This window comes from Enterococcus sp. DIV2402, assembly GCF_017426705.2.
Lineage (GTDB): Bacteria > Bacillota > Bacilli > Lactobacillales > Enterococcaceae > Enterococcus_F > Enterococcus_F lowellii.
In genome coordinates, this window is the sequence record NZ_CP147251.1 from 615,179 (window position 1) to 637,342 (window position 22,164).

Sequence of the window (22,164 nt, forward strand, 5' to 3'; positions counted from 1 at the left end):
CATGACTGATTTAGTAAAAGCAAGTAAATTTTTCTATCATTATTTGAAACGTTACAGAGCATCTTTTTTCTTTATTTTCGTGACAATCATTTTAGCAACCTATCTTCAAGTAAAAGCTCCGCAATTTGTGGGTGAAGCTTTTCAAGAGTTAGCAAACTATGTTGGTGGGTTGATGCAAGGTGTTGATGATAAGAGCAAGTTTATTGCGGTTGTTTGGAAATTGCTTATTTTTTATGTTTTAGCAAGTGCTGCCAACTTTATTTATAGTATTTTATTTACACAAGTTGTCGGAAAATCAACGAACCGTATGCGGATTGGTTTGTTTAATAAATTAGAAAAATTAACCATCCGTTTTTTTGATTCGCATCAAGATGGAGAAATTTTAAGTCGCTTTACCAGTGATTTGGATAATATTCAAAATAGTTTAAACCAAGCGTTATTACAATTTTTTACAAATATCGCCTTATTAGTCGGTATCTTAATTATGATGTTCCAACAAAATGTCACTTTAGCCTGGGCAACGGTTGCTTCAACACCGATTGCTGTGCTTTTAGCTGTTGTAATTATTCAAAAAGCCAGAAAATACGTGAATATCCAACAAGATGAAGTGGGGAAATTGAACGGCTATATGGATGAAAAAATAAGTGGTCAACGAATTATTATTACGAATGGCTTACAGGAAGAAACGATTGATGGCTTTTTAGAGCATAATGAAAAAGTGCGTCAGGCAACCTTTAAAGGTCAAGTTTATTCAGGAATGCTGTTTCCATTGATGCAAGGTATGTCTTTAGTGAACACAGCAATCGTCATTTTCTTAGGTGGTTGGTTAGCCTTAAATGGAGACTTAGAACGAGCAACTGCGCTAGGATTAGTCGTTATGTTCGTCCAATATTCGCAACAGTATTACCGTCCATTAATGGAGATTTCTTCTGGATATAGTATGATCCAATTAGCTATTACGGGTGCCCGTCGTTTGAATGAAATGTTTGATGAACCAGATGAAGTGAAACCTGTGAATGCGCCTAAAATTTCTGGTGTTGAACAAGCAGTCGCTTTAAACCAGGTTGATTTTGGTTATAAAGAAAATCGGTTAATTTTAAAAGATGTGTCTATTCAAGTGAACAAAGGTGAAATGGTCGCTTTAGTGGGGCCAACTGGTTCAGGTAAAACGACAATTATGAACTTGTTAAATCGCTTTTACGATGTGAATAACGGTTCTGTGACGTTTGATGGTACTGATATTCGTGAAATCGATTTGGATAGTTTGCGCCAAAACGTTGGAATTGTGTTACAAGATTCGGTCTTATTCTCAGGTACAATTCGTGAAAATATTGTTTTTGGGAAACCAGATGCAACCGATGAAGAAGTTATCTATGCTGCCCAACAAGCGAATATTCACGATTTCATTATGAGTTTAGAAAAAGGCTACGAGACACCAATTACTGAAGAAAATAGTGTCTTTAGTACAGGTCAAAAACAATTAATTAGTATTGCCCGTACAATTATTACCAATCCGGCCTTGTTAATTCTAGATGAAGCCACGAGTAATGTCGATACAGTAACCGAAGCAAAAATTCAAAAAGCTATGGATGAAGCAATTAAAGGACGTACGAGTTTTGTAATCGCCCATCGTCTAAAAACGATTTTGAATGCCGATCGGATTGTCGTCTTAAAAGATGGACAAGTAATTGAAGAAGGCAATCATCATGAATTGCTTGAACAAGCTGGTTTTTACGCAGAATTGTATCATAATCAATTTGTTTTCGAATAAAGAAGTAATCTGTAAAAATGTTTTTCATTTTTACAGGTTTTTATTTGTATTAAAATCTTGAAAAAAAATCATTTGTCGATTAAACTTACTTACAGGTAAGTAAGGAGGGCGTATGACTAAAAAGCTAGAAATTATCCAATTATCTGTACAATTTATTAAAAAAGCTAGTTTTAAAGATTTAAGCTATGATTATTTAGCGAAACAACTAGCGATTACTAAAACGGCCATACACTATTATTTTAAAAATAAAAAAGATTTAGGTTTGGCAATTTGTAATTATTTAGAAACAAGCTTGCAAGAGCAATTCAATTATTTCATGGAATATTCAAATGAAACCGCTTGGGAATTTATTCATCGGAGGCATCAAACGTTGTCTCAAGACGATATTTGTCCGATTGTCAGTTTACAGACAGACTTAAATGAATACGAGGAAGAAATGCAACTGGCAATTATCCATTTGGTAGCCAAGGAGTACCAAATTTATCGAGAAATATTGGCTCGCAATATGCCGATAACTAGTGCAGAAACATTGGCACAAATTCATTTATCTAGTATTAAAGGAGCTCAAATCTATAATCGCACCCTGAATGTTCCTTTTTCAGAGACGATTTTAAAAAAAATAAAACAAGAAATTGGAGAGGCTGAGAATACATGAGAAGAGTAGTAGTTACAGGATATGGAAGTATTTCTTCTAGCGGAAAAGATGCCAATGAACTATGGGAAAATGTTAGTTCAGGCGTTAGCGGAATCAAATTCATTCAAAACCCCTCTTTTACAGATTCACCGACAAAAATTGGGGGCTTCATTGAATCGTATGACATTGAGGCGTATTTAGATAAAAAAGAAATCAAGAAAACCGATCGTTTTACCCATTTTGCAACGATTAGTAGTTTTCAAGCATTAGAACAAGCACAGTTTGATGCAAAAGATTTTGATAGAACACGTTGTGGAGTATTTATTGGGACAGGAATTGGCGGTATTCAGTCATTAATAGAAAATGAACATGTTTTATCTGAAAAGGGGGCAAGGCGTGTATCGCCCTTAGTGGTTCCTAAAATGATTGCGAATATGGCAACAGGTTTTGTTTCGATTAAAACTGGTTTTCAAGGAGCAAGTATGTGCCCTATTTCTGCTTGTGCTACGGGTAATCAAGCCATTGGCGAAGCGTATTTAAATATCAAATATGGATTGAGTGATGCTATTTTAGCGGGAGGAACGGAAGCTTCGATTGTACCTTTAGCTTATGCTGGTTTTAGTAACATGAAGGCGATGTCCACCAATAATGAGCATCCTCAGCAAGCGTCACGTCCTTTTGATAAAAAAAGAGATGGTTTTGTGATGTCTGAGGGTGCGGGTGTGTTGTTTTTAGAAGAACTTTCTCATGCTCAAAAACGAGGAGCAACCATTCTAGGTGAAATTATTGGTTACGGCATGACGTCAGATGCGTATCATATGACAGCGCCGAGCTCAGAAGGTGCGGTGCGAGCAATGAAACAAGCGCTAGAAATGGCACAAATTGAAAGCAATGAGGTTGACTATTTGAATGCACATGCTACAAGTACTGGTGTGGGTGATATAGGAGAAACCAAAGCGATTAAAGAAGTTTTTGGTGACTACGCATATGAGCTTTTAATCAGTGCGACGAAATCAATGACTGGGCATTTATTAGGTGCGGCTGGAGGAATAGAAGCGATTATTTCTTTAAAAGCAATGGAAAATAATCTTTTGCCACCAACCATTAATTTGGATGATCCTGACGATGCTTGTGATTTAAACTATATTCCTAATCATAACGTCCAGCATGAAACAACGATTGTGATGAGTAATGGTTTTGGTTTTGGCGGGCATAATGCTACGCTTTTGATGAAAAAATATAGTGAATAATAAGAAGCCTTGAGCAATCTGTACCGACCCCCAAAAGTTAGATTTTTGGTCTAACTTTTGGGGGTCACTACAATCCACTCAAGGCTTTTTATTGGGGAAGATTCGTGTATTAGAAACGAGGAACTATTTTTTTGCTTGATTCATTAAGTCTAAATCTTTTTCGATTGTTGCATCAATACCTTTGATAACTATTGAAATAAAGGCATTGTTTTCTAATTCGACTAAACCAGCGACAGTAGTTCCACCAGGTGAGCAGACGCGATCAATTAAGGTCCAAGGATTTTCTTTTGATTCTTCAATCATTTTGGCACTACCTAAAACAGCTTGTGTAGCAATTTCTAAAGCAATGTCTTTTGGCAAGCCATTTTTAACGCCGGCACGAGCAATTGAATCAATGAATAGGTACGCATAGGCTGGTGAACTTCCTGCTAGGGCAGTGAAATTTGAGAAATTCTTTTCTTCTAATTCCCAAGCGCGACCAATTTTATTAAACATATCAACGATTAACGAAACATCTTCTTTGGATGCAAACGGATTACCACAAACAGCTGCGGCTCCTTCGCCAACCATGGCATTAACGTTTGGCATCACGCGGACAACTTTAACAGGTTGATCTGTTTCAAAAATATCATAAATTGCTTCAGTTGTCGTACCTGCAGCAATAGAAACCAGCAAAGGTTGTTTTTCTAAAATACCTTCTTTAGCATTTAATAATGCTGTGCGTACAATATTTGGTTTCACTGCTAACACTAAGACATCTACGTTTATGATGACTTCTTCTGGTGAGTTCATTGCATGTGCACCTAATGTACCCGCAAATTGTTGTACTTTTTCGGTTAAAATATCGAATAAATAAATTTGTGAACCAGAAACAAATTCTTTTGCGACAATTCCTTCAACAATGGCAGAGGCCATATTACCGACACCGATAAATCCAATTTTTAAATCTTTCATTATTGACACTCCCTAATTTAGTTTGTTGTAGTTCTTTTTTATGTTTATGTGGTGAATTTTTCACCTAAGATAACAGATAGAATACTACCTGAAATTGGCATAATAAACTTATAAACAGATAACTCGCTTAAGTTTGCGTATTGTATTGCGCGCACTAGTACCATAAGCTAAATGGAATCGCTGATGCTGCAGCTAAAATAATTAGTAACGTAATTCTAGTAGTGTCCAAGTGATAATGCTTAAATCACCACCCATGAATAATCCAATGACTAAGTTCCAACCAGCCATGACAAATGAGTTTAAGGTAGAACCTAATTTTTTTGCTAGCCTTGTTGCAAGGGCTGCTAATAATCCATAGATTAACATGAAACCTTCACCAGTGAAAGAGAAAGAAAATAAATCGGTAAGTGATGTACCTCCTTTAATTTGTGAAATCGTCAATCCAGCAAAACCAATAATCAATGCGACGGTTTTTTTGGTTGTTAATTTATCATTCCTATAAGAAAAATCACAGCAAAGAATATAATGATGGTGCTAAAATTGTTGAATTGATGGTTGAGCTGATAGTAACATTGCCGATGTTAAAGAAGAAATGGGCAGCAGTCGTTGAGACAAGTCCCATCAATACGACATCACCCCATTGTTTTTTTGTTACTTTAAAGATATTTTGTCCGATACACATAGCAAAGACTAAAGTCATTAAACCTGCTAAGATAAAACGGATACTGATGACAGATAACATTTGTCTCATGTAGTGGTCGCCTAAAAGTGCGCAATCAATTTCTAACTCGGCATTCATCACTTTAATTATTTTAAACGGTGCACCCCAAATGACGTTGGTTAAAATGGCTGCGGCAGTTATCACAGCAGCGGAGGGGGCAATTGCTTTTTTCTTGTCCATTATCAATTCCTCGCTTTAATATAATTTTTTAAATAATGGATACCATTCATTTTAATGTGCCTGTATTCACAATATAAAAGATAGATTTCTTTGTAATTACATGTTATATTCTACATGGAAAATTTGTGAAAAAAATAGCTGAACGAAAGAAAAAAGTGTTCTTTTCAAAGGTGGTTAGGATGTATCAATTTAGTTACGAACAACATCAGAAGTTTTATGAGTTTTTGGAGCAATTGGATTGCTATATTTCTTCGGAAGCAGGAATGATAGCAGAATTACATGAGTTTAAAGAGAATTCTCAACGAAATATTGCTGCCTTAGTTTGTCAAAATATCCAAGAAAAATTAAGTTTTCCGGCACCTTATCTGCGGATTTTGTATGTGTTAGAAGGGGAAGTTAAGATATTAATTGATGGGAAGGAATTGGTTTTAGGCGCTGGTGGGATGATTTTATCCAATCGGTTTACGACAATTGCTTATGAGGAGTTGCAAGCAGGGACCTGCATTGTTGGTTTTTATTTTAAACCTGAATATTTTACTGAGTCTTTGTTAAATCAGTTAGCGGAAGAACCGTTATTGTATCGTTTTTTGATTGAATCATTAAAATCAGAAGATACGATTGGTCGTTATTACGTTTTTGAATTTAGTGCCTTAGATGATGTGCATTTCTATAGTATGCTATTGTTAAAACAAGTAGTGAAAATGCGTTATAAAGACAATAAAGTTACACGTGCCGCCTTTTTATTATTGATGGTTGAAGTTAGTCAATTGGCTGAAAAGTCCTTGCGTTTAAATGATTCCTTTATTTCTTCAACGATTTTAGTATCAGAAATGTTGAATGTAATAGAAAATAATTTGAAAGATATCACGTTAGAAAAACTAGCGAGACAATTTAATTTTCATCCCAATTATTTATCAAGTTTGATAAAAAAAGAAACGGGCAAATCATTCAAAGAACATCTTTTGACCATGCGATTAGAAACGGCAGCTTATTATTTACGCAATACCAAATTACCTATTCAAAAAATCAGTGAAGAAATTGGGTATCAAGATCGAGCATTCTTCTTTCGTATTTTTAAAAAATATTACGAAAAGACACCCGGACAATATCGAAGTAAATTTCAATCCGTACAAGTTTCCGATTCTAAAGAAAACAATTAGTGAAAAAATACTCAATTGAAAAAGGAGTATTCTCTTTGCGTGAAGAGGGTACTTCTTTTACGTAAGGACGGATTTAAAAGTTGTGATTTGTACAACTGAATGGTGGGTTAGAAGAAGATTAGACTCATGTTGCACAACGAGCAGAAGAAAAGTGAGTCTTGAAAGCGATTGTTGTGTAAGCGTTTGTAACGTATAGTAAGACTTGTAAAAAATAACAAATACACAGTGAGATTCAAAATAGTTGTTTTTACATAAAAAGTATATTGGAGGAATTAAGATGAAAAAAGTACGAGTTTTGATTGCATGTGGTGCAGGAATTGCAACGTCAACGGTAGTGGTAAAAAAAGTAGAAGATTTATTTGCAGAGCATCATATTCCCTGTGAAATTCAGCAAATTAAAATTTCGGAAGCAGTAGGAAAGCAAGAGAATGCAGACATGCTCATCTCGACGACTATGCTTCCAACACAGTATAAAATTCCGGCGATTCAAGCAATGGCCTTTCTTACAGGTATTGGGACAGAAAAAGTAGAAGACAAAATTATCACCATCGCAAAAGAAATTCTGGCATAGTTTGATTATTATTATTTATAGAATGGAGAGGTCTTATTAATGGATACATTGATGAATATTGTACAGAGTGTCTTGAATATGGGTGCAAGTGTAATGTTACCAATCATTATTTTTATTCTAGGTGTCGTTTTTAAAGTGAAACCTACCAAAGCATTGCTTTCGGGAATTACGGTGGGAATCGGCATGATTGGCATTAATTTAGTGATTAATCTTTTAACGACGAGCGTAGGTCCAGCTGCTCAAGCAATGGTTGAACGTTTTGGGTTAAATTTAACGGTGATTGATGGTGGTTGGCCGGCTATTGCCGCTGGAACTTGGGCACAGCCTATCTCAGCCTTGATGATTCCCATTATTTTAGTGGTTAATTTGATAATGTTAGCATTGAATTGGACCAAAACGTTAAATATTGATATTTGGAATTATTGGCATATGTCGGCAGCCGCAGCAACTGTTTATATTGTGACTGGAAATTTAATTCTAGGTGTGATTGCGGGGATTGCATATACCGTATTTGTACAAATTTTAGCAGACAAAACGGCGCCTGCTGTCCAAGAATATTATGGCCTTGAAGGGATTGCTTTTTCAACTGGATCAACAGCCGGTTATGCTGTATTGGGAATTCCGATTGGCTGGGTGATTAGTCGAATTCCAGGTATTCGTGACATTGATGTTAACCCAGAGACCATTCAAAAACGTTTCGGCATTTTCGGTGAGCCAATGGTTATGGGTATCTTAATTGGTGGAGTATTGGCAGCTTTAGGTGGGTATGATATTTCAGGTATTTTGCAAATGGGAATGACGATGGGTGCCGTTATGTTATTAATGCCACGGATGGTAAAAATTTTAATGGAAGGTTTAATTCCTATCCAAGAAGGCGCGCAAAAATTATTGAAAGATCGCTATGGAGACCGTGAAATTTTCCTAGGAATGGATGCGGCGTTAGCAACTGGTTCACCATCAGCTTTAGCTACAGGTTTATTAATGGTACCAATCACGCTATTTTTAGCAGTTATCTTACCAGGAAATCGCGTGTTACCATTTGGAGACTTAGCAACAATTCCATTTTTCGTAGGAATGATTGTTCCAAGTCGCAAAGGAAACATTTTGCATTCTGTTTTAACGTGTACAGTTGTAATGGTATTTGCTTTATTAATGGCGACAGATTATGCACCAGTTTTAACACAAATGGCAGAGGGTGTGGTAGCCTTTCCAGAAGGTGCTGCCCAAATTAGTAATTTTGACACCGGTGGAAATATTTTAAACTGGATTTTCTTAAAATTAGCACAATTATGGAATGGTATTTTCTAAAAAAACGATAAGTTAGAAAGGCTGAAAACAATGACAACGGATAAAATGTTAGGTGTAACTAAAACGGCACCTGGATACGATCAAATGGCACTCTTAGAAGTAGATATTCCGTCTCCTGCAGCGGATGAATTATTAGTGAAAGTTGCTTATACAGGGATTTGTGGTTCAGATATACACACATTTAAAGGCGAATATAACAATCCTACAACACCGGTGATTTTAGGACATGAATTTTCTGGTCAAGTGGTGGAAGTGGGAGCAGACGTGACAAAATTTGTCCCAAATGATCGAGTGACGAGTCAAACGACTTTTTATGTATGCAATGAATGTGAATATTGCGCAAAAGAACAATATAATTTATGCCCCCACCGCAAAGGTATTGGTACACAACAAAATGGCTCAATGGCTAATTATTTATTAGTAAAGGAAAAATATGCGCATAAGTTACCGGACTCTTTAAGCTATAAGGGTGCCGCAATGACTGAACCGTTAGCATGTTGCGTCCACGCCATGTATCAAAAAAGTCATTTGGATTTACATGATACGATTTTAATTATTGGTCCTGGTCCGATTGGTTTGTATTTAGTTCAAATTGCAAAAGAAATTGGTTCTAAAGTTATTGTGACAGGCATTACCAGAGATGAACATCGGTTGGCGTTAGCACAAAAAATGGGTGCTGATGTGATTGTAAATACAGAAAAAGAAGACTTAAAAGAAGTTGTTTTACAAGAAACCGATGAGTTAGGTGTAGATAAAATTTACGATGCTTCTGGTGCGGTAGGTGCCATTAATTATGCGTTACCGTTAATTCGAAAAGGCGGCGAGTTCATTCAAGTAGGTTTGTTCAAAAATAAAATGAATGAATTAGATTTAGAAACAATTATCCAAAGAGAAATTAACTACGTAGGTAGCCGTTCTCAAAATCCCTATGATTGGCCAGTAGCATTGCATTTACTTGCAAAAGGTTCTATTCATATTGATGAAATGATTACCAAAGAATTTGTGTTAGCAGATTGGCGCAAAGCATTTGAAAGTGTCATGTCTGGGGATGAAATTAAAGTGATGATTAAGTCCAATGACTTTTAATTGAGGAGATAGGCAGCGTGATTCGTCCGCTGTCTACTCTTTAAAGATAAGGGTAAAAAGAGGTATATCATGGAATTAGACGTACGAACAAATGAATTATTTATGGAGATATTGAATCATCCTAATGAAACAAGTGGAACATTAGGCAAACGCTTGGGTTTAACACGGGCGCAAATAAACTATTCGTTTAAAAAACTGAACGAATATTTAGCCGATTTACAATTAGAAGCAATTCATCGAACGCCCAATGGCCACTTTGTTGTTCCGCGAACAGTTAACGAGCAGTTTAATGATTTGCATCAGCGTAAACAAATTGATATTTATTTGGCACCAGAGGAACGGATGCATTTAATCACATTGATGTTATTATCAAAAACTGATTTTTTATCAATGAATCATTTTATTGTTGAACTAAATGTGAGTAAAAATACCGTAGTTAGAGATTTAAAAGAGTTAGGTGCACTCTTAGCTAAACAAGGGTTTAAATTAGAGTATTTACGCTCAAAAGGCTATCGCATTAAAGCAACTGAATGGCAACGTCGACAGTTGTTATTGGAAACAATTAATCAAATTTATTTGTTTGATACAGATGGCACATTGTTACTCCAATTTGCGGATATTAATGAAGCGAGTTTAGCCAACTATCAAGCGAAAGTCGAAGCTGTTGAACAATCTCTAAATATTCGCTACTCCGACAACAACATCAAAAATTTACCGGTGTTCACTTTGTTGTTGCATCGACGTGTGAAACGCAAAAAAACGATTCGTTACGATGTCGAATTAGATTTCTCAGAATTACAAGAAACACAAGAATACAATGTGATCAAAGAAATATTTTTTGATGGTGCGCTTGCTACAGCTGATTTTAATGATGTGATTTACTTTACGTTATTATTTCTATCAACGAATTTGACGCAAATCGACATTTTATCTGCTAAGGAGTTGCGGCAACTAGAATTAGCTGTCACAAAGGTCATTCAAAACTTTGAGAAAACAGCCCATGTGACCATTGTAGATAAAGAAGAGTTGTTACAGCGAGTGATGATACACATGCGTCCAGCTTATTATCGGATTAAATATCAAATGCACTTAAATGAAGTGGACATCGAACGACAAAAAAATATGGGTGTTTCTTCGGTATTTTATTTAGTGAAACAATCCTTAGAACCATTGGAACAATTTTTTTCAAAACAGTTACCAGAAACGGAAATCTTTTATTTGGCTTTGTTTTTTGGCGGACATTTATTAGAACATGAGAGTGTGCTTGCAAAGGAAGAACGCAAAACGGCCATCATTGTTTGTACGAATGGCATTTCGGTTTCATTGATGCTAGAAAGAAATTTGACGGGGCTTTTCCCCGAAATTGATTTTATCGCCACGCTATCGGCTAGAGAATTTTATGAGAAAAATATTGAAGCAGAATATGTTTTTTCTTCGGTACCTTTAGAAACGGACAAACGGTTTTATTTAGTGAAGGATTTTCTAACCGATGAGGGTAAATTACAGCTTAGAAAGCAAGTAATGAATGATACGTTAGTTGGAATGGATGATTTTGCTTTAGCTGAAAAAATTGTCAAAAAAGTTAAAAAAAATACCAAAGTATTAGATGAAGAAGCGTTATTTTTAGATGTTTTAAATGTGTTAAAAGAAAATGTGGCAAAAAATGAAAAAATCAAAGACCACGTGATTCATTTCGACCAGTTAATTCCATCTAAAAGTATATTAATTGAAGAAAATCAGGTGACTTGGCATGAAGCGCTAGACGCGTTAAGTCAACCACTCATTTCTGAAAAAATAATCACACCACAGTATTTAACGGCATTAAAACAAGAGATGGCAGAGATACCGCCGTATATGGTTTTTCGCAATCGATTGGCCTTGCCACATACTGAACCAGAAAAAGGCGCGCTGGGAGTAGCTATGAGTTTTGGTATCTTTAAAGAAGGACTTGTTACTGAGACAGGTGAACGGATACATATTGTCGTATTATTAGCTTCCAATGATAAAGAAAAGCATATAGATGCGCTCTTAGAATTAATGGATTTATCCGGAAGAGACGATTATATTTCAAAATTAGTAGAATGTCAGACGGCAGCACAAGCCTATAAAATTCTACATTCCTATCGAATCAACTATTGGGGGTAAAAAAATGGCAGAAAAAGTAACAGATTATTTAAAGAATGCACCGATTTTATTAGGTGATGAATTTGAAAACCGCGAATTTGTGTTTACTAAAGTAACGGAACAAACGCTTGAAAAAGGTTGGGTGACGGAACAATTCTTACAGAAAATTATTGAGCGTGAACAGGTTTTTCCAACAGGTTTGCACCAAGGTTCCTTTGGGATTGCAATTCCTCATACAGATCCGGAATGTATTGTAGAAGAGTTTATTTCCTTGGTCGTTCCTAAAAAGCCAGTTACTTTTCAACGGATGGACGACATTAATTTATCTGTAGGCGCTGATTTCATCTTTATCTTAGGCTTGAATCAACCGCATCAGCAATTAGCGATGCTGCAACAATTAATGGAGTTAATTCAAAATACTACCTTACTTCAAGCATTATCGAAACAAACGGAAGCCCAAGACATCATTACCTTACTTGAAGAAAATGGCTATTAAAAGAAAGGAATAAGAAAATGAAAATCGCAATTGGAAATGATCACGGTGGCTTTGAACTGAAAAAAGCAATTGTTGTCTTTTTAAAAGAACACAACATTGAAGTCATTGATGTCGGCACACATAAGCTATTAGAATCTGGAGATTATCCAGATTTTGCCGAAATGGTCGCCGAAAAAGTGGCTAAGAATGAAGTAGACAGTGGGATTTTAATTTGTGGAACAGGGATTGGCGTTAGCATTACCGCCAACAAAATAGCAGGTGTCCGTGCTGCGGTGGTTGGGGATGTCTTTTCCGCACAAGCCACCAAAGAACACAATCATGCCAATGTTTTGTGCTTAGGGCAACGCGTAATCGGTGAAGGCTTGGCGCTGATGATTGTGGATACTTGGTTGAAGACAGAATGTTCGATGGATGAACGTCATTTACGTAGAATTGAGAAAATTCATTTGATTGAAAGACGCAAACAGGAAAATTGATTAAAAAAGAAGAATTCTTCTTTTTTAATCAATAATTTCAGCTGTACCGTCAGCTTGCATTTGTTTTAAATGAGCTTTTGTTTGAGCAATCATTTCATCAGTATGGCGTTCCCATGTTGCCAGTTCTCCAATGATTTTTAATGGTTCTTTCGAGCGGTAAGAGCGTGTGGGGTTCCCAGGAAAACGTTTGTCAGTTAGATTGGGATCATTTTCAAATTCACCTAAAGGTTCCACTAAATAGATTCGTTCTTTTCCAGAACCAATGGCCAATTCCGCGCCCCATTTGGCAGCTTCTAAAGTACCTGTAAAATAGATATAATTAGAAATTCGTCCGACTTCATAGTTGGAATGATGTTGCGGTTTAAGGCAATCACCTAGTTGCAAGACAGCTTTTGTCCCATGCAAAAAGGGTCCACGATCTAACACATTATCAGTTGTCATAAACGTACCTCCGATTGTTATTTGGAAGTCTATCTTATGCTATTTTCGGTGAAAGAACCAGTCTATAATTGTCGACCAAAGTGTAGTATAATAAAGGTGAGGGAACCGCCAGCGTGTCGGTTCCCGTTTTTGTTTGCTAAATAAAAACTTCCTCGTTACAATGAAAGAAAAGCGAGGTGTTAACATGAAATCATTAAGAGAACTATTTCCAAATGATGACATATATCAGGCGATGCAACAAACAGAAGTAGCTGCGTTGGCTTTTTCTTTTAAAAATGCGGGACCGTTATCTTTAACAACGAGTAAAGCAGGTGGTGTGGGTTATTTTCCAAAAGAGTTGGCTTATCCAACAAATTTAGCAGGTCAACCGTTATCTTTATTAGCCCAAATCAATTTTGAAGAAATGCCGCACTTAGCAGAATATCCGAAAAAGGGAATTTTAGCATTTTATATTGATTTATTCGATGATCTGATGGGATTGGATTTTGATAACCCGACCAATAATACGGGGTTTAGAGTTGTTTATTTTGAAGACATCATAAAAAAAAGTTATACCAGAGAAGAAATGGATGACATTTTTGCAGAATTCCCTAAAGAAGATGACTATCGTGTAGTGAATGGTGAATTTCAAATGCTTGGGACAATCGAACCTCGCTATTTAGTGACAGATAGTTATTCTTTTGAAAAAGTATATGGCACGCATTTTTATAAGTATATGGAAACGCACTTTGGCGATGCTGCCGATGATGTGAGCGATGCCATTTATGAGAATCTCGCAATTGCTGGGGCACTAATGGGAGGCTATCCGTTCTTCACACAAGAAGACCCCCGTAACTACGCTGAAAATGTCACACATACTGAATTATTGTTCCAGTTAGACACGGATGAGATTGGGATTATGTGGGGCGACTCGGGTGTAGGTAATTTCTTTATTTCGAAAGAAGATTTAGCCAATCGAAATTTTACCAATGTTCTTTACAATTGGGATTGTTATTAACAAAAAGAGCGACTTGCGTGTAGCGAGTCGCTCTTTGTTTATAGCAATAGCAGCATCGTAATGACTGCAATAGTATTATTCACAAAATGAAAAATAATTGAAGCAATAATGTTGCGGTCATATTTCCAATAAAGCCAAGTTAATAGTAGTGAAAGTGGAAGGTATAAAAAGATGTCAACCACTTGTAATGTGTGTAATAAGGTGAAAATAGCCACAGAAAGAATGGTTAAAAAAATCACTTTTGGCCGATTGTTTTTATCGACATATCCCATAATTGCTTGCCGAAAAACAAGTTCTTCGACGATGGGGGCATAGATAGCTATAACTAAGAACGTAGCAATCATCGGAATATTTTGTGATAGTTCATTTAACATTTCCTGATTTTGGCCAATTTGATTAGTATCCATAAAAAGATCCAAAATGAAATAGGTGATCGTACGAATAAGACCTAGCAATAGAAAATAACCGATACAAGAAAGTAAAAATTTTCCCAGATGCACTTGTTGCGTGAAGCGCTGAAAGTCTAAACGCAACTGTTTTCCAAATAATAATAAAGCGAATACTAATAAAAAAAGAGAGGAGCCAACTGAAAACCACTCAATGGATAAAAAAGTTCCTAAAGAATGCTGGCAATACGAGCATGACAATAAAATAACTGACAAATAAAATACGTGAACGCTGTTTCATAAGCACACAACCTTTAACGTTTTCTTTTATGATAACATAAGGTCCTTTATTTTGTGTGGTTACGCAAGATTTTTGGATAGTGTAAGTCTTGTCCACGGTTTTCAAATGCTTCGATAATCCGTTGAATCATTGATAAGGTAATGCTATCATAGTCAGTTTTATTTGAAGGCGTCAATAAACCAATTGGTGGATGAATCGGCAAGTTTTTGATGGGAATGACTTTCGTTCCACTAAATACTTCTGAATGCGCTGTGGCAGTAAAAATCGAAACGCCCAAATTTTCACGGACATAATATTTGTGTGACAAGCTAGTCGTTACTTCCATTTTTTTATATTGATCGCCAATACTGCGACGTAAATACTGCTCGATTTGAATCCGAATCGGGCAGTTTTCTGGTGTAAATAAGAAGGTTTCATTTTTTAATTCTTTTAATGACACCACTTTTCGATGAGCAAGTGGATGCTGTTCTGAAACCAATAAATTTAAGTCGTCATAGAAAAAAGGTTCATAATAATGGTCCAACATTAAATTGGGTGCGCCACAGATAGCAAAATCAATGATGCCATCTTGGAGTGCTTGACTACAAGCGTTGGCATCAGCCACTTGTACATGAATCGTAACGGTTGGATGTGCATCATTAAATGACTTGATGACTTGTGGCATAATTAAGCTAGCAGTCGGATCTGAAATACCTAAAACTAAAGAACGTGGCGTTTCGTTATGTAATTGTTCCGCCAACTGATCCAATGCGTCATATTGTGCTAGAAGTGCTTGGGCTTTTTCATAAAAAAGAGTACCAGCAGGGGTTAATTGTAACGTTTTGCCCCGTTCGAATAAGGGAATTTTTAATTCGGCTTCTAATTGTTTGATGCGCATAGAGATAGTTGGTTGTGAATATTGTAAAATTTCAGCAGCTTTTTGGAAACTGCCGGTTTTAACGATAACTGCAAATGTCTGAATTTCTCGTATGTCCATAAATTGCCCTCTTTCTAGTGTATTTTCTACAGTATAAAGAGAGTTTGTGTAATCAACAATCTTATTGTTTTAGGGATATAGTTTTTTTATATCACGTGAAAGAGGATGTTGGATTTTAAAAATAAAGGTGAAAATAAAAAGAATATAGTTGTTTGAAAGCTTGATTTATCAAGCTTTTTTGTTGTTTTTACACATGAATGTTTTTTCATTCATTAGTTTTTTTGATACGTTAGATTACTTTTTTTTATTTGTAACTGTGTTTTTTATCCCTTATAGTTTAGAAACAAATTTCACTAAACAATCAGGAAAGAGGGATAAACATGACGAAAGTTACACTCATTGTCGGTGCCAATTCAATGTCTTCTAGATTAAATGGCTTGGTAGAATATACGCAAAAAGTATTGTTTGACTATAAATTACAAACGCAGGTGATTCAAGTAAACATGTTGCCGCATCAAGCGTTATTGACTGCTGATGTCATGGATAGCACTCTTCAATCATATAACGAAAAAATTGCAGCTAGTGAGGGTGTTTTAGTTTTTACTCCAATTTTTAAAGGCAGTTATTCAGGAATTTTGAAAACCTATTTAGACGTATTGCCACAAAAAGCATTAGCAAATAAAGTCGTTTACGCATTAGGGCTGGGAGGATCGCATCATCATTTGTTGGCGTTACAGTACGCCTTAGAACCAGTTTTAAAAGAATTAGGAACAGAAGAGCTCTTGCAATCAACCTATGTTGTCCAAGAGCAAGTCACAAAAGATGATATTAATGGTTTTCTAGTTAGTGATGTGGTTAAACAACGTATCAATCAACAATTAGAACAATTTTATACTCGGATTGAAGCAAAACAGCTAAAGGAGGAACCACGATGGGAAAAGATCGTTTAAGAATTGCTACCAAAGAAGATGCACCCGCTTTTTTAGAATTGATTCAAGAATCCTTTCAAGAAGTGAAAGATTATGGCATTGATTGGCCGTCCACTAACGCCACTTTAGAAAGCGTCATCGAAAATATTGAAACTGGGATTGCACTTGTGTTAGAGCGCGAAGGTCGTTTAATTTCTACCATCACTGTTCGCCAACCGTGGGAAAATGAAACACCGATTTCCAATTATCCCTTTCTTTGGTGGTTTGCTACGGCAGATGAATTAAAAGGACAAGGCATTGGCAAAAAGTTTATCAAACAAGTTGAAGAAGAATTTTTAGTCAAAATTTTGAAAGCACCGGCTTATGTGATTGGGACATCGGGTAGAAAGCATCCGTGGTTGTTAGATATGTATCTACGAAATGGTTATCAAATTTTAACAACGCGTGAAGATGAAGATGATACAGGTGTCGCTCTTTATAAAGTATTAATCCCTGAAAAATTTGACGAAAATATTTTACGAATACCTGAAGTAGTTACGCATTAAGGAGGAGAACGTGATGTCAGACTTTTTTAAATGGGAATATGTAGTTTCATTTTTTCCAAAAATTTTATCAGCGCTACCTATAACCTTACTCATTGTGGTGGTTGCTTCGATGATTGGCATGTTGCTAGGGTTGCTCATCGCGTTTCTTCGAATTGAAAAGGTACCAGTTCTCTCACAAATTAGTCGTGTATTTGTTTCATTTATTCGAGGAACGCCGATTTTAGTGCAACTATTTTTAGTCTTTTATGGCTTGCCGATTCTGTTCCCAAGTTTAGCTAATTTGAACAAAATTGACTACGTATATATTACGTATGGATTAAATACTGCGGCTTTTTTCTCAGAGATTTTTCGTTCATCGATTTTAAGCGTTCCAGTTTCACAAAAAGAAGCAGCGGCATCGGTGGGATTGACGAAAATTCAAACGTATTGGCGAATTATTTTACCGCAAGCGGTTCGTATTGCATTACCTGCAACAGGTACGATGATTGTTAACTTATTACAAGACACTTCATTAGCCTTCTCATTGGGGGTCATTGATGTGATTGGGAAAGTTCGGGCGTTAGGTGCGTTAACCTATCACTCGTTAGAAGGATATTTTATTGCGGCAATTATCTTTGTCGTTTTAAGTATTATTCTTGAACAACTCTTTGCTTGGTTAGGCCGACGTTATCAATTTCAATCCAAAAAAGTAACGCAATCCAAACCAATTGTAACGTTTCAGCCACTAATTAAACAAGTTAAACAAGAAAAAAAATTACCGAAAGTTGTTCGTTGAAAAGGAGAAAATTATGAAAAAAATAACTAATAAATGGGTTGTTTCATTTGGAATTGTTGGAGCACTACTTTTAAGTGCTTGTGGGAATCAATCAGACGCAACAGAAACTTCAAAAAATCCCGATGCAGAAACAATCGTTGTGGGGACAGGAAATGTTTATCAACCATTTGTATATTTAGATGAAAATAATGAGTTGCAAGGCTACGATGTTGAGATTTTAAAAGCGATTGATGAAAAACTCGATCAATATAATTTTGAATACGAATCAATGGACTTCAAAAATATTTTAACCTCACTTTCAGCTGGAAAGGTTCGTTTAGCAGCACATCAATATGAATACAATGATGAACGTGCTGCAAACTACCTCTATGGCGAAGTTGGTTATACCGATTATACCTTGTACATTGTGCATGATGGAGGACAAAACGCCACCTATCAATCACTAGATGATTTAGTTGGTAAAAAAGTATTTGCTTCACCAGGGGGTAATGTCGCGTATTTACTTGAAAAATATAATAAGGAGCATGACGATAAAATTGAGATTATCTATAATGAAGCTTCCAGTGAAGTGTTTGTAAAAGGGTTACAAAACGGTACAGCAGATGCGGCCGTTTTAACGAAATATGATACCAATAAATACAACGAACAATTTAATGCCGATTTACAGATTTCTGGAGAGCCTATCAATGTTTCTAAAACATATTTCTTATATGAAAAAGGCGATGAAGAATTAAAAGAAGCGGTAGATGGTGCGTTGCAAGAATTAATTGATGAAGGAACCTTATCGAAATTATCCATTGATATTTTAGGAGATGACTATACGAAATAATAATTACTGAGGAGGCATAGAATGAAAAAACAAAAGTGGTTGATCTCATTAGGAATTGTCGGAGCACTCTTTTTAGGGGCATGTGGAAATAAGGCAGATTCATCAGAAAAAACAGGAGCAGATGAAGATGCTGAAACGGTTATTGTTGGTACAGGAAATGTCTATCAACCATTTGTATATTTAGATGAAAATAATGAGTTGCAAGGCTATGATGTCGAGGTGTTAAAAGCGGTTGATGAAAAATTACCTCAGTATACCTTTGAATTTGAATCGATGGATTTTAAAAATATTTTAACTTCGCTTTCTGCAAATAAAGTTCGTTTGGCTGCACATAATTATGCGTACAATGATGAACGAGGAGAAAAATATCTTTATGGCGAGGTTGCGTATAATACGTATGCACATCACATTGTCAATGATGAAAGTACCGGTGCAGCTTACGAATCACTGGCTGATTTAGAAGGGAAAAAGGTTTTTGCTTCACCAGGCAGTGAAGTAGCCTATATTTTAGAAACGTATAACAAAGAGCACAATCAGGCGATTGAGATTATTTATAACGAAGCAGCTAGTGAAGTATTGGTTAAAGGCTTGCAAAATGGCACAGCCGATGCAGCAATTTTAACGAAATTCGATACCAATAAATACAATGAACAATTTAATGCTAACTTGCAAGCATCGAATAAAGCACTTAAGAGTGCGGGGATCTTTTTCATCTTCCAAAAAGGCGATGAAGAGTTACAACAAGCTGTAGATGGTGCGTTAGAAGAATTAATTGATGAAGGAACCTTGTCACAACTATCGATTGATATTTTTGGTGACGACTATACAAAATAAAGAAAGTAGGTAGAAGGAAATGAAAATAGATATTAACGCGATCATCACAGCTTTTAAAGCAGCAATTCCTTATATTCCGGTCACGCTACGTCTGGCACTGGTTCCTTTATTGATTGGAACAGCAGTGGGATTGATTATCGCTTTAATTCGATTTTACCGTCTGCCTATTTTAGCGAAAATTTTCTCTGGAATAATTACGGTAGGTAAAGGGATTCCGATTGTGTTGAGCTTAATTGTGGCGTATTTAGTTTTTTCCGATGCGTTTGACAGTATTTCTCAAGCACTTGGTTGGTCACTACAATTTAAAGACATTAATCGGGAATATATCGCAATGTTTGTCCTTAGCTTGTACGCAAGTATCGGTTTGTCAGAAATTTTTCGTGGGGCTTTAACAAGTATTCCTCAAGATCAATGGGACGCAACCGCATCGATTGGGCTTACGCAAGTTCAAACGATTCGTCGGGTAGTCTTACCCCAAATGGTTCCGATTGTGCTACCGATGATTTGTAGTCAATTAATTGTCTTAATTAAAGCATCCGCATTGGTTTCTCTAGTATCAGTCGTCGATGTTTTAAATGGCGCACTAATTACTTCAACCACTAGCTATACTTTTTTAGAATCATATATCGCAGCAGCACTGATTTATTGGGGCTTATCGATACTTATTGAACAGCTATCAGGATTTTTTGAACGCCACTACGCACGCAAATTTGTAAGGGGGACTTTCGTATGATTAAGATACAAAATATTCATAAAAAATTTGGACAAAATGAAATTCTGAAAGGGGTCGACCTTACGATTGAAGCAGGTGAGGTGGTCGTGATTATTGGTCCCAGTGGTTCAGGTAAAACGACCTTTTTACGATGCTTGAATTTTTTAGAACGTGCTGACCAAGGCACACTTCAAATTGGTGAGACTACCGCTGATTTTAAACAAGCAACGAAAAAACAAATTTTAGCTATTCGCAAAAAAACAGCCATGGTTTTTCAGCAGTATGCTTTATTTTTTAATCGGACTGCTTTAGAAAATGTGATTGAAGGGCTAGTGATTGCTCGTAAAACACCTAAAAAAGAAGCAACTGAAAAAGGCAAAGCATTGCTAGAAAAAGTGGGTTTAGCAGGGAAAGAAAACCACTATCCGCATGAATTATCAGGTGGACAACAACAGCGTGTGGGAATTGCCCGCGCCTTGGCTTTAAATCCAGAAGTAATCTTATTTGATGAACCAACTTCGGCACTTGATCCAGAATTAGTTGGCGAAACACTGGATGTCATCAAACAAGTAGCGAACGAAGGCAGTACGTTAGTGATTGTTACGCATGAGATGCAATTCGCTTATGAAATTGCCGATAGGGTCATTTTTATGGAAAATGGTGTGATTGTTGAACAAGGAACACCGCAAGAAGTATTTGATTATACAAAAGAACAACGGACAAAAAACTTTTTAGCAAGGACTGCCGTTTACCATTAAAGGAGGGAAAGAAATGGGGATAAAATTAAGTTTGTTGGATCAAAGTATCGTTTATGAAGGGGAAACGGCGACATCGACCTTAGCCAAGACAGTAGCTTTTGCGCAAAAAGCGGATGCCCTCGGTTTTGATACGTTTTTTGTTTCAGAACATCATTTGATTAAAGAGCTAGCTGGTGCGTCACCAGAAGTTTTGATTGGCTATCTCTTAGCGAGCACTAAAAAAATTAAAGTCGGCGCAGCAGGTATTATGTTGCAGCATTATGTTCCTTTTAAAGTGGCAGAGTCTTTTAGTGTGTTGCATCATCTAGCGCCTGAACGGGTGGTCTTAGGTATAGGTAAAGCCCAAGGAGGCAAAGACGAAGCTGTGGAGGTTTTACAACGAGACTTTATCAAACCAGCACCTAGTTTTGAAGAGAAGTTTGCTGAACTAGCACATTTTATCCGCAATGATTTTCCTGAAGGACATCCTTATGCAACACCCGAATACACGTTGGAACCCCAAATTCAAGAAAAACTAGCCATCGAATTATTAGGTGGAAGTCAAGAAAGTGCTGAACTGGCCACGCAAGAACAAGCAGGTCTTATTTATCCATACTTTGGCAATGCTGACGAAGAGGCTTTGGCTAAAACTCGCCAAGCATACCAAGCAAAAGAAACGTTTAAAATTGCGGTAGTGGTCTATATTACCGAGGATGAAACAGAAGCTGCCGAGTATCTAGAAAAGCAAGTTTCGTATACGGTTGTTTTTAATACAGGGAAACGTCTTAATTTTGCTGATCAAGCAACAGCTGAGGAATATGCTCAGCAACATCAAGCAGAAGAAGCGCAAGTGATTCAGCGACAAGTCGGAGCTTTTGTAGGTAGCGCGGCACAAGTCAAAGCAGATTTACTAGATTTTTCAGAACGTTTTAACACCGAGCATTTTGTGATTCATACGCCAGGTGTACCTTATGATAAAAAACATGAAATCATTCAAGCTTTAGCGAATGAATTAAAAGGAGAGTAAGAAA

General features: G+C 36.4%; 25 protein-coding genes. 19 read left to right on the forward strand and 6 right to left on the reverse strand.

Annotated elements, in window-relative coordinates; translation table 11 throughout:
- The first annotated feature begins 1 nt into the window (after position 1).
- From DOK78_RS03015 to fabF, 3 genes are all read left to right on the forward strand, one after another.
- On the forward strand, positions 2–1,771 hold the full coding sequence (locus tag DOK78_RS03015; protein WP_207942297.1) for an ABC transporter ATP-binding protein: 1,770 nt from the start codon (positions 2–4) through the stop codon (positions 1,769–1,771).
- A gap of 112 nt (positions 1,772–1,883) precedes the next feature.
- A complete protein-coding gene (locus tag DOK78_RS03020; protein ID WP_207942296.1) occupies positions 1,884–2,426 on the forward strand; it encodes a TetR/AcrR family transcriptional regulator in 543 nt (180 codons plus the stop codon).
- Positions 2,423–3,655, forward strand: coding sequence for a beta-ketoacyl-ACP synthase II (gene fabF / locus DOK78_RS03025; protein ID WP_207942295.1), 1,233 nt, complete (start codon positions 2,423–2,425; stop codon positions 3,653–3,655). The genes DOK78_RS03020 and fabF overlap by 4 nt, the downstream gene beginning before the upstream one ends.
- Positions 3,656–3,778: 123 nt before the next feature.
- Here fabF and proC read toward each other — a convergent pair whose 3' ends face one another.
- From proC to DOK78_RS03040, 3 genes are all read right to left on the reverse strand, one after another.
- Positions 3,779–4,609: a pyrroline-5-carboxylate reductase gene (gene proC / locus DOK78_RS03030; RefSeq protein ID WP_207942294.1), complete on the reverse strand. Its 831-nt coding sequence runs from the start codon at positions 4,607–4,609 to the stop codon at positions 3,779–3,781.
- Positions 4,610–4,810: 201 nt separating this feature from the next.
- Positions 4,811–4,975: a hypothetical protein gene (locus DOK78_RS03035; RefSeq protein ID WP_243430720.1), complete on the reverse strand. Its 165-nt coding sequence runs from the start codon at positions 4,973–4,975 to the stop codon at positions 4,811–4,813.
- Positions 4,976–5,117: 142 nt separating this feature from the next.
- Positions 5,118–5,510 (reverse strand): EamA family transporter, encoded by a 393-nt coding sequence (locus tag DOK78_RS03040; RefSeq protein ID WP_243430718.1) that lies wholly within the window; start codon positions 5,508–5,510, stop codon positions 5,118–5,120.
- Positions 5,511–5,689: 179 nt separating this feature from the next.
- Here DOK78_RS03040 and DOK78_RS03045 point away from each other — a divergent pair, with 179 nt between their 5' ends.
- From DOK78_RS03045 to rpiB, 7 genes are all read left to right on the forward strand, one after another.
- On the forward strand, positions 5,690–6,670 hold the full coding sequence (locus tag DOK78_RS03045) for an AraC family transcriptional regulator (RefSeq protein ID WP_207942293.1): 981 nt from the start codon (positions 5,690–5,692) through the stop codon (positions 6,668–6,670).
- A 277-nt stretch (positions 6,671–6,947) separates the two neighbouring features.
- Positions 6,948–7,241, forward strand: a complete 294-nt coding sequence (locus tag DOK78_RS03050) for a PTS sugar transporter subunit IIB (RefSeq protein WP_016176375.1) — start codon at positions 6,948–6,950, stop codon at positions 7,239–7,241.
- A 39-nt stretch (positions 7,242–7,280) separates the two neighbouring features.
- Positions 7,281–8,549, forward strand: a complete 1,269-nt coding sequence (locus DOK78_RS03055; RefSeq protein ID WP_207942292.1) for a PTS galactitol transporter subunit IIC — start codon at positions 7,281–7,283, stop codon at positions 8,547–8,549.
- 30 nt (positions 8,550–8,579) lie between these two features.
- Complete coding sequence (locus DOK78_RS03060; RefSeq protein ID WP_016176373.1) at positions 8,580–9,635, forward strand: zinc-binding dehydrogenase; 1,056 nt, start codon at positions 8,580–8,582, stop codon at positions 9,633–9,635.
- A 69-nt stretch (positions 9,636–9,704) separates the two neighbouring features.
- Positions 9,705–11,780 carry a BglG family transcription antiterminator gene (locus DOK78_RS03065; protein WP_207942291.1) on the forward strand — a complete coding sequence of 692 codons (2,076 nt, stop codon included), beginning with the start codon at positions 9,705–9,707 and terminating at the stop codon, positions 11,778–11,780.
- A gap of 4 nt (positions 11,781–11,784) precedes the next feature.
- On the forward strand, positions 11,785–12,255 hold the full coding sequence (locus DOK78_RS03070; RefSeq protein WP_207942290.1) for a PTS sugar transporter subunit IIA: 471 nt from the start codon (positions 11,785–11,787) through the stop codon (positions 12,253–12,255).
- Between the two features lie 17 nt (positions 12,256–12,272).
- The gene (rpiB, locus tag DOK78_RS03075) at positions 12,273–12,731 is read left to right on the forward strand and encodes a ribose 5-phosphate isomerase B (RefSeq protein WP_207942289.1); all 459 of its coding nucleotides are present in this window, start codon (positions 12,273–12,275) and stop codon (positions 12,729–12,731) included.
- A gap of 24 nt (positions 12,732–12,755) precedes the next feature.
- On the opposite strand, the gene arr is transcribed toward rpiB, so the two are convergent.
- Positions 12,756–13,172 (reverse strand): NAD(+)--rifampin ADP-ribosyltransferase, encoded by a 417-nt coding sequence (arr, locus tag DOK78_RS03080; RefSeq protein WP_207942288.1) that lies wholly within the window; start codon positions 13,170–13,172, stop codon positions 12,756–12,758.
- Between the two features lie 184 nt (positions 13,173–13,356).
- Here arr and DOK78_RS03085 point away from each other — a divergent pair, with 184 nt between their 5' ends.
- Complete coding sequence (locus DOK78_RS03085) at positions 13,357–14,169, forward strand: YwqG family protein (RefSeq protein WP_207942287.1); 813 nt, start codon at positions 13,357–13,359, stop codon at positions 14,167–14,169.
- A 38-nt stretch (positions 14,170–14,207) separates the two neighbouring features.
- Here the strand turns inward: DOK78_RS03085 and DOK78_RS03090 are convergent, their stop codons facing one another.
- Together DOK78_RS03090 and DOK78_RS03095 are read right to left on the reverse strand one after the other, a co-directional pair.
- Complete coding sequence (locus DOK78_RS03090; RefSeq protein ID WP_243430716.1) at positions 14,208–14,576, reverse strand: CPBP family intramembrane glutamic endopeptidase; 369 nt, start codon at positions 14,574–14,576, stop codon at positions 14,208–14,210.
- Positions 14,577–14,902: 326 nt separating this feature from the next.
- Positions 14,903–15,832 carry a LysR family transcriptional regulator gene (locus DOK78_RS03095; RefSeq protein WP_207942286.1) on the reverse strand — a complete coding sequence of 310 codons (930 nt, stop codon included), beginning with the start codon at positions 15,830–15,832 and terminating at the stop codon, positions 14,903–14,905.
- Between the two features lie 320 nt (positions 15,833–16,152).
- On the opposite strand from DOK78_RS03095, the gene DOK78_RS03100 reads away from it, so the two are divergent.
- From DOK78_RS03100 to DOK78_RS03135, 8 genes are read left to right on the forward strand one after another with little or no spacing between them, the layout of a single operon-like run.
- Positions 16,153–16,722 carry an NAD(P)H-dependent oxidoreductase gene (locus DOK78_RS03100; protein ID WP_207942285.1) on the forward strand — a complete coding sequence of 190 codons (570 nt, stop codon included), beginning with the start codon at positions 16,153–16,155 and terminating at the stop codon, positions 16,720–16,722.
- Positions 16,704–17,246: a GNAT family N-acetyltransferase gene (locus tag DOK78_RS03105; protein ID WP_207942284.1), complete on the forward strand. Its 543-nt coding sequence runs from the start codon at positions 16,704–16,706 to the stop codon at positions 17,244–17,246. Before DOK78_RS03100 ends, DOK78_RS03105 begins: the two co-directional genes overlap by 19 nt.
- Before the next feature lie 13 nt (positions 17,247–17,259).
- Positions 17,260–18,021, forward strand: coding sequence for an amino acid ABC transporter permease (locus DOK78_RS03110; RefSeq protein ID WP_207942283.1), 762 nt, complete (start codon positions 17,260–17,262; stop codon positions 18,019–18,021).
- A gap of 13 nt (positions 18,022–18,034) precedes the next feature.
- Positions 18,035–18,850, forward strand: a complete 816-nt coding sequence (locus DOK78_RS03115) for a transporter substrate-binding domain-containing protein (RefSeq protein ID WP_207942282.1) — start codon at positions 18,035–18,037, stop codon at positions 18,848–18,850.
- Between the two features lie 21 nt (positions 18,851–18,871).
- Positions 18,872–19,684, forward strand: coding sequence for a transporter substrate-binding domain-containing protein (locus DOK78_RS03120; protein WP_207942281.1), 813 nt, complete (start codon positions 18,872–18,874; stop codon positions 19,682–19,684).
- Between the two features lie 19 nt (positions 19,685–19,703).
- A complete protein-coding gene (locus tag DOK78_RS03125; protein ID WP_207942280.1) occupies positions 19,704–20,417 on the forward strand; it encodes an ABC transporter permease subunit in 714 nt (237 codons plus the stop codon).
- A complete protein-coding gene (locus tag DOK78_RS03130; RefSeq protein ID WP_207942279.1) occupies positions 20,414–21,154 on the forward strand; it encodes an amino acid ABC transporter ATP-binding protein in 741 nt (246 codons plus the stop codon). Before DOK78_RS03125 ends, DOK78_RS03130 begins: the two co-directional genes overlap by 4 nt.
- 13 nt (positions 21,155–21,167) lie before the next feature.
- Positions 21,168–22,160: an MsnO8 family LLM class oxidoreductase gene (locus tag DOK78_RS03135; RefSeq protein ID WP_207942278.1), complete on the forward strand. Its 993-nt coding sequence runs from the start codon at positions 21,168–21,170 to the stop codon at positions 22,158–22,160.
- Positions 22,161–22,164: the final 4 nt, after the last annotated feature.

Excerpts from the sequence above, each read along its gene's own strand:
- DOK78_RS03105 (WP_207942284.1), top strand. The coding sequence starts at position 16,704 with ATGGGAAAAGATCGTTTAAGAATTGCTACCAAAGAAGATGCACCCGCT.
- DOK78_RS03065 (WP_207942291.1), top strand. The coding sequence starts at position 9,705 with ATGGAATTAGACGTACGAACAAATGAATTATTTATGGAGATATTGAAT.
- DOK78_RS03045 (WP_207942293.1), top strand. The coding sequence starts at position 5,690 with ATGTATCAATTTAGTTACGAACAACATCAGAAGTTTTATGAGTTTTTG.
- DOK78_RS03085 (WP_207942287.1), top strand. The coding sequence starts at position 13,357 with ATGAAATCATTAAGAGAACTATTTCCAAATGATGACATATATCAGGCG.
- DOK78_RS03130 (WP_207942279.1), top strand. The coding sequence starts at position 20,414 with ATGATTAAGATACAAAATATTCATAAAAAATTTGGACAAAATGAAATT.
- fabF (WP_207942295.1), top strand. The coding sequence starts at position 2,423 with ATGAGAAGAGTAGTAGTTACAGGATATGGAAGTATTTCTTCTAGCGGA.
- DOK78_RS03135 (WP_207942278.1), top strand. The coding sequence starts at position 21,168 with ATGGGGATAAAATTAAGTTTGTTGGATCAAAGTATCGTTTATGAAGGG.
- DOK78_RS03120 (WP_207942281.1), top strand. The coding sequence starts at position 18,872 with ATGAAAAAACAAAAGTGGTTGATCTCATTAGGAATTGTCGGAGCACTC.
- DOK78_RS03095 (WP_207942286.1), bottom strand. The coding sequence starts at position 15,832 with ATGGACATACGAGAAATTCAGACATTTGCAGTTATCGTTAAAACCGGC.
- arr (WP_207942288.1), bottom strand. The coding sequence starts at position 13,172 with ATGACAACTGATAATGTGTTAGATCGTGGACCCTTTTTGCATGGGACA.
- DOK78_RS03060 (WP_016176373.1), top strand. The coding sequence starts at position 8,580 with ATGACAACGGATAAAATGTTAGGTGTAACTAAAACGGCACCTGGATAC.
- DOK78_RS03125 (WP_207942280.1), top strand. The coding sequence starts at position 19,704 with ATGAAAATAGATATTAACGCGATCATCACAGCTTTTAAAGCAGCAATT.
- DOK78_RS03050 (WP_016176375.1), top strand. The coding sequence starts at position 6,948 with ATGAAAAAAGTACGAGTTTTGATTGCATGTGGTGCAGGAATTGCAACG.
- DOK78_RS03035 (WP_243430720.1), bottom strand. The coding sequence starts at position 4,975 with ATGTTAATCTATGGATTATTAGCAGCCCTTGCAACAAGGCTAGCAAAA.
- DOK78_RS03040 (WP_243430718.1), bottom strand. The coding sequence starts at position 5,510 with ATGGACAAGAAAAAAGCAATTGCCCCCTCCGCTGCTGTGATAACTGCC.
- DOK78_RS03090 (WP_243430716.1), bottom strand. The coding sequence starts at position 14,576 with ATGGATACTAATCAAATTGGCCAAAATCAGGAAATGTTAAATGAACTA.
- DOK78_RS03110 (WP_207942283.1), top strand. The coding sequence starts at position 17,260 with ATGTCAGACTTTTTTAAATGGGAATATGTAGTTTCATTTTTTCCAAAA.
- proC (WP_207942294.1), bottom strand. The coding sequence starts at position 4,609 with ATGAAAGATTTAAAAATTGGATTTATCGGTGTCGGTAATATGGCCTCT.
- rpiB (WP_207942289.1), top strand. The coding sequence starts at position 12,273 with ATGAAAATCGCAATTGGAAATGATCACGGTGGCTTTGAACTGAAAAAA.
- DOK78_RS03115 (WP_207942282.1), top strand. The coding sequence starts at position 18,035 with ATGAAAAAAATAACTAATAAATGGGTTGTTTCATTTGGAATTGTTGGA.
- DOK78_RS03100 (WP_207942285.1), top strand. The coding sequence starts at position 16,153 with ATGACGAAAGTTACACTCATTGTCGGTGCCAATTCAATGTCTTCTAGA.
- DOK78_RS03020 (WP_207942296.1), top strand. The coding sequence starts at position 1,884 with ATGACTAAAAAGCTAGAAATTATCCAATTATCTGTACAATTTATTAAA.
- DOK78_RS03055 (WP_207942292.1), top strand. The coding sequence starts at position 7,281 with ATGGATACATTGATGAATATTGTACAGAGTGTCTTGAATATGGGTGCA.
- DOK78_RS03015 (WP_207942297.1), top strand. The coding sequence starts at position 2 with ATGACTGATTTAGTAAAAGCAAGTAAATTTTTCTATCATTATTTGAAA.
- DOK78_RS03070 (WP_207942290.1), top strand. The coding sequence starts at position 11,785 with ATGGCAGAAAAAGTAACAGATTATTTAAAGAATGCACCGATTTTATTA.